At 37.0% G+C, this 10,533-nt stretch carries 12 protein-coding genes and 1 tRNA gene; 2 read left to right on the top strand and 11 right to left on the bottom strand.

Annotated elements, in window-relative coordinates; translation table 11 throughout:
• The 6 genes from PHP06_09300 to PHP06_09275 form a co-directional block, all read right to left on the bottom strand.
• The coding region (locus tag PHP06_09300; protein ID MDD3840748.1) for a D-mannonate oxidoreductase at window positions 1-104 on the bottom strand (104 nt) is incomplete at its 3' end.
• 30 nt (window positions 105-134) lie between these two features.
• Window positions 135-902 carry an SDR family NAD(P)-dependent oxidoreductase gene (locus PHP06_09295; protein MDD3840747.1) on the bottom strand — a complete coding sequence of 256 codons (768 nt, stop codon included), beginning with the start codon at window positions 900-902 and terminating at the stop codon, window positions 135-137.
• Window positions 903-923: 21 nt separating this feature from the next.
• Complete coding sequence (locus PHP06_09290; protein MDD3840746.1) at window positions 924-2,201, bottom strand: TRAP transporter large permease; 1,278 nt, start codon at window positions 2,199-2,201, stop codon at window positions 924-926.
• Entirely contained in the window at window positions 2,198-2,671 is a 474-nt protein-coding gene (locus tag PHP06_09285; protein MDD3840745.1) for a TRAP transporter small permease subunit, read from the bottom strand. The genes PHP06_09290 and PHP06_09285 overlap by 4 nt, the downstream gene beginning before the upstream one ends.
• A 94-nt stretch (window positions 2,672-2,765) precedes the next feature.
• The gene (locus tag PHP06_09280; protein ID MDD3840744.1) at window positions 2,766-3,845 is read right to left on the bottom strand and encodes a C4-dicarboxylate TRAP transporter substrate-binding protein; all 1,080 of its coding nucleotides are present in this window, start codon (window positions 3,843-3,845) and stop codon (window positions 2,766-2,768) included.
• Window positions 3,846-4,359: 514 nt separating this feature from the next.
• The gene (locus PHP06_09275; GenBank protein MDD3840743.1) at window positions 4,360-5,121 is read right to left on the bottom strand and encodes an IclR family transcriptional regulator; all 762 of its coding nucleotides are present in this window, start codon (window positions 5,119-5,121) and stop codon (window positions 4,360-4,362) included.
• A gap of 165 nt (window positions 5,122-5,286) precedes the next feature.
• Here PHP06_09275 and PHP06_09270 point away from each other — a divergent pair, with 165 nt between their 5' ends.
• A complete protein-coding gene (locus tag PHP06_09270) occupies window positions 5,287-5,913 on the top strand; it encodes a bifunctional 2-keto-4-hydroxyglutarate aldolase/2-keto-3-deoxy-6-phosphogluconate aldolase (protein ID MDD3840742.1) in 627 nt (208 codons plus the stop codon).
• Between the two features lie 27 nt (window positions 5,914-5,940).
• Entirely contained in the window at window positions 5,941-6,975 is a 1,035-nt protein-coding gene (locus PHP06_09265; protein ID MDD3840741.1) for a sugar kinase, read from the top strand.
• 237 nt (window positions 6,976-7,212) lie between these two features.
• On the opposite strand, the gene PHP06_09260 is transcribed toward PHP06_09265, so the two are convergent.
• From PHP06_09260 to PHP06_09240, 5 genes are all read right to left on the bottom strand, one after another.
• Complete coding sequence (locus PHP06_09260) at window positions 7,213-7,878, bottom strand: P-II family nitrogen regulator (protein ID MDD3840740.1); 666 nt, start codon at window positions 7,876-7,878, stop codon at window positions 7,213-7,215.
• On the bottom strand, window positions 7,871-9,361 hold the full coding sequence (locus tag PHP06_09255) for a DUF1538 domain-containing protein (protein MDD3840739.1): 1,491 nt from the start codon (window positions 9,359-9,361) through the stop codon (window positions 7,871-7,873). The genes PHP06_09260 and PHP06_09255 overlap by 8 nt, the downstream gene beginning before the upstream one ends.
• 162 nt (window positions 9,362-9,523) lie before the next feature.
• A tRNA-Met gene (locus PHP06_09250) sits at window positions 9,524-9,600 on the bottom strand.
• Between the two features lie 63 nt (window positions 9,601-9,663).
• Window positions 9,664-9,789, bottom strand: a complete 126-nt coding sequence (locus PHP06_09245) for a hypothetical protein (protein ID MDD3840738.1) — start codon at window positions 9,787-9,789, stop codon at window positions 9,664-9,666.
• Window positions 9,790-9,997: 208 nt separating this feature from the next.
• Window positions 9,998-10,450 carry a hypothetical protein gene (locus tag PHP06_09240; GenBank protein ID MDD3840737.1) on the bottom strand — a complete coding sequence of 151 codons (453 nt, stop codon included), beginning with the start codon at window positions 10,448-10,450 and terminating at the stop codon, window positions 9,998-10,000.
• Window positions 10,451-10,533 lie beyond the last annotated feature (83 nt).

Below are 10,533 nucleotides of genomic sequence, written 5' to 3'. Positions count from 1 at the left end.
TTGACACCTTTGTTGGCCAGTTCTCTAGCCATGACACTGCATAAGATCCCTGCACCACCGGTAATAACTGCCGTATTGTTGGCTAGGTTAAAGCTTACACTCATCTAGCTTCAGCACTCCTTTCTCCCTTAATATTACATTGTCATGCCACCATCAATTACGATAACACTGCCCGTCATATAGGCAGCTTCTTCGCAGGCAGCAAAGACTACAGCCTGTGCAATCTCTTCAACACGACCTAATCGACCCATTGGCTGCCTTCCTACAAAAGTGGCTTCCATTGCAGCCGGATCGGAAGCTGTACGAATTTTTTCTTGAATAGCAGGAGTATAGGTGGTCCCAGGGCAAACCACATTGACACGAATATTGTCTTTCACATGATCTGCTGCCATAGCCCGGGAAAGAGCAACAACAGCACCCTTGGATGCACAATAGGAGACCCTATCCAGATGCCCTTTCAGCCCCGCTACAGAGCCGATATTGACGATGACGCCACCACCTTGTTTCTTCATCTGTGCTACTGTATATTTGGATACCAGAAAAGTTCCCTTTACATTTACCTGCATAGTCAAATCAAAGTCTTGTTCAGAGGTACTGTCCAAGTTTCCAGGTATTACAATGCCTGCATTATTCACTAATATATCTAACCTTCCAAAGGTTTCTACTGCTTTTTCTACAATAGCTTGAGCAGATTCTGGTTTAGACACATCTCCTTCTATAAAAACGGCTTCTCCACCTGCCTTACAAATCATATCTACTGTGACCACTCCGCTTTGCTTTTTATCAGGCTTAAGGGCATTAGCCACTACTTTTGCCCCGTTCTGGGCAAATAGCAGAGCAGTAGCTCTGCCTATCCCTCCACCTGCTCCGGTAATCAAAACAATCTTTCCTTTAAAATTCACTCCTATTACCTCCTCTGTTTCTTAAAATATTAAATCAGGCAACCATAACGTCAATGTTGGCACCAACAAAACAATGATAATAGAAATAAGCATCGCCAACCATATATATTTGGATTCTCTAAAGTACTGTGGAATAGAACAATTAAATATTGAACAGACCACATACATGACAACTCCTACCGGCGGTGTCAAAAGACCACAAGTCAAAGTAAGTACCATAACGATACCAAAATGCACCGGATCAACACCGATTTGAGCTGCTACAGGAACCAACATCGGTGTTAATAATAAGATCAGGACAGTGGAATCAACAAACATACCTGCGACCAGCAGAAAAATCATCAAAATTCCCATGATCAAAATGGGAGATTGTGTGATCCCTAGCAGAAATTCCATGATCTGTTGAGGAATAGCCTCCCAAGTCAGTGCATAGCTCAAAGCACCCGAAAAGCAGATCAAAAGCATAATCATTCCAACATCTATTGCAGTCGTATTCATAGCCTGCTTAAATTTTTCCCAAGTCAATTCTTTATATACCAAAACACCTATCACTACTGCATAAACGGCTGCAAAAGCACCGGCCTCGGAAGGTGTAAAAAAGCCGGTTCGCATACCTACAAACAATATGATTGGAAACGCCAGAGCCCAAATACAGTCAATGGCTGTCTTCCCCATTTCCTTGCCCGATGCTCTTTTTTCTTTTTCCGGTGGATAATGATTTTTTCTGGCTGTAAACGAAACAGCCGCCATCAATACTAACGTCATCAGAATCCCGGGTAAAATCCCTCCGGCGAACAACCTTCCAATGGAAACCTCACCTATAGTCCCATATAGTATCAAGCCGGTACCGGGAGGAATGATAGGTGTGATGATAGAACTAGCTGCAACAGAACCAGCGGCAAACCCTCGAGCGTATTTTTTCTTCTCCATGGTAGGCTGGAAAATACGTGCCTGCATACTGGCATCCCCAATGGCCGAACTGGTGACTCCCCCCATCAGCGCAGATAACACAACTGTAGTCTGCGCCAACCCGGCTCTCATATGACCGGTCAAAACGCTGGCCAATCTAAGCAAGTGTTCGGTAATTCCGGTCTGATTCATCAGATTCCCGGCAAAAATGAACATAGGAATAGCTAACATAGCAAAATTCTGTGTCTGGGTCAATGTCAACTGGACGGGTATCGTAAAGTTCAGAGTTTCCTGACCGAAAAAGAAAACGGCTCCGGATATACCCATGACAAATGCTACCGGCATACCCAGCAAGAGCAAAACGGCAAAAACTATTACTACAAGTATCATTCAGATTGGCCTCCTCCCTTAAGAATATCCTTTGTTTTCAACAGAACAGTCGTCAACATCAATAAGCACCCTAATGGCACAGATATTGTCACCCATGAAAAGCTGAGCCATGGCAACCCGGCAAAGGTACGATGATAAGTAGTAATTGTCAGCTTTATTCCATAGACCAACATTATGATTAAGAATGCAGAAATAATAATATTATTGAATATTCTTATATTTTTCTGTACCTTTTCAGAAAACCTATTCACAAGTAAATCAATGCTTACAAGTGCATCCTTGCGTAAAGCCGCATCTCCTCCGAGAAATACCGCCCATGCAAAAAGAAAGGTAGAAATATCTACAGCCCAAGATATAGGGTGACCAAATCTCCTAATGGTAGCTGAAATAAACACCAAAACAGTCATAATAAGCAGGCAGTACTTGGCAATAGTCGTCTCTGCTTTGCCAATCCAATTATAGAATTTCATGTATTATCACCTCAGTTCAATACTTTCGGTTTATTTTGTTGAATAGGGCTGTCATTTGAGACAGCCCTTTGGCAGATCTTATTGCTCTTATATTTTATTTTTTACCGATCTCTTCCCAAATCTTTTGTTTTACCTCGGTGAGTTCCAGTGTTTCGTAGGCTTGTTCGCCGGCTTGCTTAAAAGCTTCAATATCACAATCGTCATTTATAATCATTCCCTGTTCTTCTAGCTCATCCTTGATATTTTTTATATTTGCCTCCATTTCTTTGGAAACCTCCATACCTGCTTTATCGCATTCCTCTACAAGGATTTGCTGATATTCTTCCGGCAGACTGTTAAACCAATCTGCACTGCAGACTTGGAAGTTGATCAAAAGAATGTGTCCGGTTTCATTTGCATAATCCAAAACCTCATAGAGTTTAGCACCCGGGATGTTCGCATAAACCAGTTCAGCTCCATCAACAGCACCCTGCTGAATTCCGCTATACATATCACCAAAATTCATTGCAACCGGTTCAGCGCCCAATGCTCTAACAGATTCCTGCCAAATAGGAGATCCTGGTGTACGGATTCTCAATCCGGCTAAATCTGATGGTTTATCTACTTCTACATTCGTGTAAAAGTGGCGATGTGTCTGCACCCAATTATAGGAAAGCACTTTCAGCCCATAACTTTCCACTTCATCGATGTGAGCTTGGAGAGTCGGGCTGTCCTTCAATTTCTCCACTTCATCAAGATTGTCAACAAAGTAAGGACCGTTCATAACAGCAAGTTCCTCCACATACATACCAAGTCTAGCAGAGTCTGTGTTATGACCTATATTCACACCTTCTTTAGCCTGCTCGAGCAAGTCTTCTTCCACACCCATCTGACCTGAAGGATAAACTTCGATTTTCAGACCACCATTAGTTTTCTCCTCTACTGCTTTAGCCCAATCAAGAAAACCTTGATGAAATGGTTCAGATGTAGACAGCACATGACAGTGTTTCAACACATACTCTTTGTCCGGAACTTTAGCATCTTCATCATCTTCTCCACCTTTGGTATCCTCGCTTTCACTGGATACTTGACTCTTTTCTCCCCCTTGGTCATTTTCAGTTTCTCCACCACAAGCTACAAACAAAAACACCATAGCAAGAACTAGCAATATACTAATGATCTTTGCAGGTTTCATATTAATCCTCCTCATTTATAATTAATTTTAAATTGCCCCTACTTATCTATTAATTACTTTGCTGCAAATAAATCTATCAAACTTTTTCGAATTATTTAACTTATTGCATGGTTTTTGGGCTTTTATATGTCGGATACAATTAATGCAAGTCAAAAATTATGAGTAAAAAGATATGCAGTATTCGGTATTTGTAGTAATTCACATCCCCCCAATCCAGCATTCCTGATTTGCCTTAAGTAAATATTCTGCTAAAGGAAAACATTTTCAGTAAACCTTGAAACTTCAGTTACTTTGTTTCGCTATGCAAAACTATGATTCGTATATCGGATTTGATTTAATTATAATTCATTTTGTAATCTATTTCAAGTAATTTTTCCACCTTTAATTAATTATCTTTAGAAGCAAGGTTGATATTTTACTAAGCATTTATTTTGATACAAAATTAATTTCTGAAATAAATCAGATTTTACCTTGGCCAATTTTTTACCGCTAAAATGTAAAAGAACTTGGTTATTTATTCTATGTAACCAAGTTCTTTTGAAATTAAATGTGCATATTTGATAACTTCTTGGGCAATTGCTTCTACCTTATCTTCTGTCACCCTAATAGCTGGTCCCGAGATACTTATCGCCGCATCGGTTTTCCCGATTCTATTAAATATAGGAGCACTTACACATCTCACCCCAACTTCATTTTCTTCATTATCTACCGCATAGCCCCTCTGTTTTATAGAATCTAATTCCATTCTGAGAACTTTAAAGTCTGTAATTGTATATTGTGTCCGTTTTTCAATTTTGCTATTATTCCATATCTCTTGTACCTCCTGTTCAGGTAAGTAGGCTAAAATAGCTTTTCCGACCGCTGTGCAGTACATGGGATTTCTCTTCCCGATGGTAGATGCCATACGAATAGTATTGTCCGCTTCAACTTTATCTATATAAACAATGTGGTTACCTTCTCTTACAACAAGGTGTACCACCTCATTTACACATTCCATCAGCTTTTTAGTATAAGCTTTTGAAACACTGACCAGATCGGTATTTTTTATTTTTTTACTCCCCAATTCAAATAATTTTAATGTTGTTTTATATTTATTGGTTTCTATATCCTGAACAACAAAATCCTTGTAAATTAATGTAGACAATAGCCTATACACTGTACTTTTGTGAAGTCCAACTTTTTCGCTTATATCCGTTATTCTCAATCCTTCATTGTAATCTGACAAAAGTTCCAATATGGATAATGCTCTGTCCACTGATTGAATTAAATCTGCCACTTTAAATTCTCCTTTCGATATGTGTTATATTTGGAATTATAACACAAAAAACTAAAAAAACTTGCAATTTATTTTTTCCTTTATTATAATATACTATGAACAGTTTCATTATGCAAACTATATTTTCGTATTACGGAACAATCAAAAAAAGAGGATTGTGTTACTATGCAAAAATTTAATATTCTTAAGACAATTCAAAATACAGGTATTGTAGCTGTAATCAGAGCAGAAAATGAACAAAAAGCAAAATATATTGCATGTGCCTGCATGAAAGGTGGTATCGATATCATCGAAATTGCCTTCACTGTACCGGGGGCCCATAAAGTAATTGAAGCCTTATCTAAAAAATTTGAGAATACCCTATTAATAGGGGCGGGAACTGTTCTTGATAGTGAAACTGCAAGAACAGCTATTTTTGCAGGTGCCCGATATATTGTCAGCCCCGCTTTTGATTTGAATACTTCGAAATTGTGCAATCGATATCAAATTCCCTATATGCCCGGCTGCATGACTCTTACAGAAATAATCAAAGCCATGGAAGCTGGAGCAGATGTGATCAAGGTATTTCCCGGAAGCATATTCGGTCCATCGTTTATAAAAACAATCAAAGATCCTTTGCCGCAAGCCAATCTTATGCCTACAGGTGGAGTCAATTTAGACAATGTAGATCAATGGATCAAAAATGGCTGCATAGCCGTTGGAGTAGGTAGGGCGCTTACCAAAGGCTCTGCTGAAGAGATTACTAAAACTGCTGAACAATTTATTAAAAAAATCAAAGAAGCTAGAAAGTAAATTCCTATAGATAGGAGGTTGCAAAAAATGAAGAAAGTTGTTACTTTTGGCGAAATCATGCTTAGACTTTCCACTCCAAGATACGAACGATTCGTACAAGCCAGCTCTTTTGATGCCGTCTATGGTGGCGTAGAAGCAAATGTTGCCATATCTCTTGCAAATTTTGGCCTTGATGCTTATTTCGTTACCAAATTACCCGAAAATGAGATCGGTCAAGCTGCCGTCAATCATGTCAGAAATTTTGGCGTTCATACAAATTACATTGTTAGAGGTGGTAATCGAATAGGCATTTATTATTTAGAAACCGGAGCCTCCATGAGACCTTCAAAGGTCATTTACGATAGGGCCCATTCTTCTATTGCCGAAGCTGATGTGTCCGATTTTGACTTTGATGAGATTTTTAAAGATGCAGACTGGTTCCATTTTTCAGGAATTACTCCTGCCTTAAGCGAAAAATCTACCTTGCTCACTGAAAAAGCTTTAAAAGCAGCTAAAAAACATGATGTGACAATATCAATGGATTTAAACTATAGAAAAAAACTATGGACGCCGGAACGAGCACAGCAGGTAATGACTCGTCTGATGAAATATGTAGATGTATGTATTGGGATCTTCATTAAAAATGAAGAAAACGGAAAATTCGAATTCGATGTTCAACCAAAAACCACAGATATTACAAAAGGTCAGTTGAAATTGAAAGAATACAATAATATCTTTAAGCAAATGATGGATAACTTCCATTTCAAATATGTGGTCAGCACTCTAAGAAAGTCCTATTCAGCCTCTGATAATAGCTTATCAGCATGTATTTATGATGGAAATGAATTTTATCATTCTAAAGAATATGATATTAGAATAGTAGATAGAGTGGGTGGTGGGGATTCCTTCGCAGCAGGACTAATATATGGATTATTAATCGGCAAAAACTTTAGAGATGCTTTAGATTTTGGTGTTGCTGCATCCGCCCTCAAGCATACAATCCATGGCGATTGTAATATGGTCAGTGTTAAAGAAGTAGAAAGTTTATTGCAAGGAGATACTTCCGGAAGGATACAAAGATAGTCATCTACAACTATATAGATAACAATATTTTCTGACAGGGCTGTCAATCAAAAAATTGACAGCCTTTCTCTATCCAGTATATTCTATATTATATACTCAATCACAAAATTTTTGATTGTTTGGACTAAATTATCGTAACTCATACACAATATCTTTCAAATGATAATTTTTTATATACGATTGCAATTCGCTTTCAATACGTCTATTACCGAATTAGAGGCTTTGAATATGTTAATCTCAATACAATCCATAAGTTTTGTTTACATCTTGAACAAAAATTATGCCACTGCCTGGTCGATCAATTTCAAACTGTTCTCTGATGGAGCGGATGATCGAGTCCGCTTGCTCATCCTGACATAAGATTAGAACTATCTCTTTTTCCGGTTCTATAGGCATAGAAAACAATATATTGGTTTCATGTATGCCTGAGCCTCTTCCGTTAATTATAGTTCCCCCTCTGGCGCCTGCTTCATTCGCTATATCCATAACATCTCCACCCTTGCCTTTATCCACTATTATCCATACAGCTTTATGCATCGTGTTTTCCACACCTCTACTTTCTTGAATATCACTAGATTTATAATTTCTAGCCCCAAATATACCTGCCACTGAAGTGGCAAAAGCTACACCGTGATTTGGTTTGCTCAAATTAAATTCACTATTAATTTTCTCAAGGGCATTACAAGCTGTTTTTCTATCAGATATCATCAAAATGATTTCTTTTCTGGTATCTGACAAATCCAAAATCTCTAAAAGCCGACTTTTAACAGTCCCTTTTCCTAAGCAAATTGTAGCACCTAGAATACCTTTTTGTTTAGCAAATCTGACTATCCTGGTTGCTAAACCCCAGTTTACAATGATACAGATCAATTCAAGCTCCCCTGCATAAGGATTGTCACTCATTTTCCTCCATCCCTCCTTTTGCTGATTTCACTTTTAAAATAAGACCTAATATCTGTAAGGCTATCAAAGGCGTTAGGGCTACCATCGCAATCATGCCGAATCCATCTACTAAAACATTTGCTCCCTCTACTGCTTCGGCAGCTCCCTGTGCAAAAGCTAATATAAATGTAGCAGTCATAGGCCCGGAAGCAACTCCCCCAGAATCAAAGGCAATCCCTACAAATAGTCCTGGAACAAAAAAAGTAAGAAAAATTGCAATCAAATATCCAGGCAGTAAATAATGCCATAGCTGAATTGCGGGAACTATTATCCTCAATATGGATAAAGCTACTGCGAAACCTACGCCGATAGAAAGTGCCATTAATACAATCTTCCTTCTTATATATCCGCTGGTGATATCTTCTACCTGATATGTCAATACATAAACTGCCGGCTCGGCCAATATTGTTACCAAACCTAGGACAAACCCTATAATAACAATTAGAAACTTGTTGTCCAATGATGCAAGGCTGTATCCTATCACACTGCCTACATCCATAAATCCAGCATTCACACCTACTAAAAACAGCACCAATCCGATGAAAGTATATAAAAGTCCCTTTATAACTTTTCTTAATGCCTTTCTGGATAATTTGAAAGATATTTTCTGAAAAACTAAAAGTATTACTACCAGTGGAAGCAAAGCAATCAAAATCTCGGCAGCTATAGTAGGAAGCTTTTGAATAAATGGTGCTATAATTGAATTTGATTGGTATAAATTATACTCAAGGCTACCTGAAATTTTATCTACTTTAAACACAATACTCATCACCATAACTGCTATTATAGCACCAGCTGATGTAATACCCACCAATCCAAAACTATCTTGTTCAGAAGCTTCACTATCTTTCTTTAATCCGGACACTCCTGCAGCCAAGGCCAAAATGAAAGGCACAGTAAGCGCCCCTGTAGTAGCACCGGAAGCATCAAAAGATATAGCTAAAAATTCCGGAATTGTAAATAAAGATAAGATAAAGATGATTGAATATAATACAGTTAATATCTTATACAAAGCAATATTATATACTATCCTTATTAAACCTAGCGAAAGTAGCACACCTATACCGATAGACACTACTATAAGGACGCTTGACTTGGATATAAAACCTGATGTGACAGAATCTACTTGACTAGCGAGTATATGTAAATCAGGTTCAGCTATAGAAATAAAAAAGCCAAGAATTATTCCAGAAATAGTCAATATCAATACCCTATTACTTTTAGCGATATGAGAACCTGCAAATTTTCCTATAGGAGTAATGCCAATGTCCACTCCGAATAAAAATATCGACAAGCCCAAAATTATCAATAATGCACCAAACAAAAACCTCAACAGTTGGTCAGTCTCAAGTGGGACTATGGTAAAATTCAGCATCAGCACGATCACAGTGATGGGAAACACAGCTAATAAAACCTCTTTAAATCTATCAATTAATACGTTCAAATACACACCACTCCTTTTTTCGGCAATCTATAAAAGTTCACAATAATTCTTTCAACTTTTAATATAACACATAAATTAATTTATAATCAAAACTTTTTAATATATTCTATATATAAAAAAACCTCTAAAACGTTTATCGTTTTAGAGGTTTTTTATAGTCTTTGGTTGCGGGGGCAGGATTTGAACCTGCGACCTCCGGGTTATGAGCCCGACGAGCTACCATACTGCTCCACCCCGCGATATTGTATTTTAAGTGACAGGTATTATTATATATATAAAATTAAATTATGTCAATCGTATTTTTAAATGATTTTAGATAAAAGTTCTATTATAAGAAGCGGAACAAAAAACATCATCACGATACCCATGGAAACCAAAACTCCACTTATCCCTCTACCTATATTCGAATTTTTAAGTATGCGTATCATATCCTCGCCCCTCCAATTCAATAATTTGATCTTATATTTATATAATACCCATTATCTATTTAAAATATCTTACGTAACCTTTATTATTTTTTTAATAATTTATAAACAGTGTTAAAAAGCTATTAATATATGTTACAAATATGTTTCTAAACACATTTTTGTAAAATGTTTATGTGCTTATGTAAACTATTGTATTGAAATAAAAAAATCACCTTTCGGTGATCTGTATGTTCTTTATGTAGCTTTCGAATATTTCTACTTCAACTTCTCGGCCGTTTTCTGCTGGCAATTCTTTGTTTGAATCTATATAAAATATCTTTTCTACATCTCCTTCTGTTATAAAAACTTTCCAAAAAAACAACCTATTTCTAAAAACTCTTTTTTGGTCTCCTATTTTCAACTTTCCCCTTACTTTATGGGATTTTCCTTTGAACATATCATTTAGAAATAAAAAATATCTATACAGCGGTTCTCCCACCATTCCCCATAAAAATATGGACAAAACCACAAATATTAAAGTGAAGTTTCTACCAAAGGTGATGTTCCTATCAACAATGCAATATACAGATATCACTAAAAATATAGCAATCAAAACAAAGCTTGTAATAAAAAATATGTTTTTATGTCTTTTAGCTTGCTCCAGATCATTGGAACTATACATCACAATTCCTCCGTTTTTAACTGAACTATTAAAGAATAGCAATCTATCTATATTGAATATTATATATCAACACAAAAAAATAT

The organism is Clostridia bacterium, from assembly GCA_028698525.1.
GTDB lineage: Bacteria > Bacillota > Clostridia > JAQVDB01 > JAQVDB01 > JAQVDB01.
The sequence above is the reverse complement of the archived record's forward strand: the minus strand, read 5'-3'. Positions and strand labels throughout refer to the sequence as shown.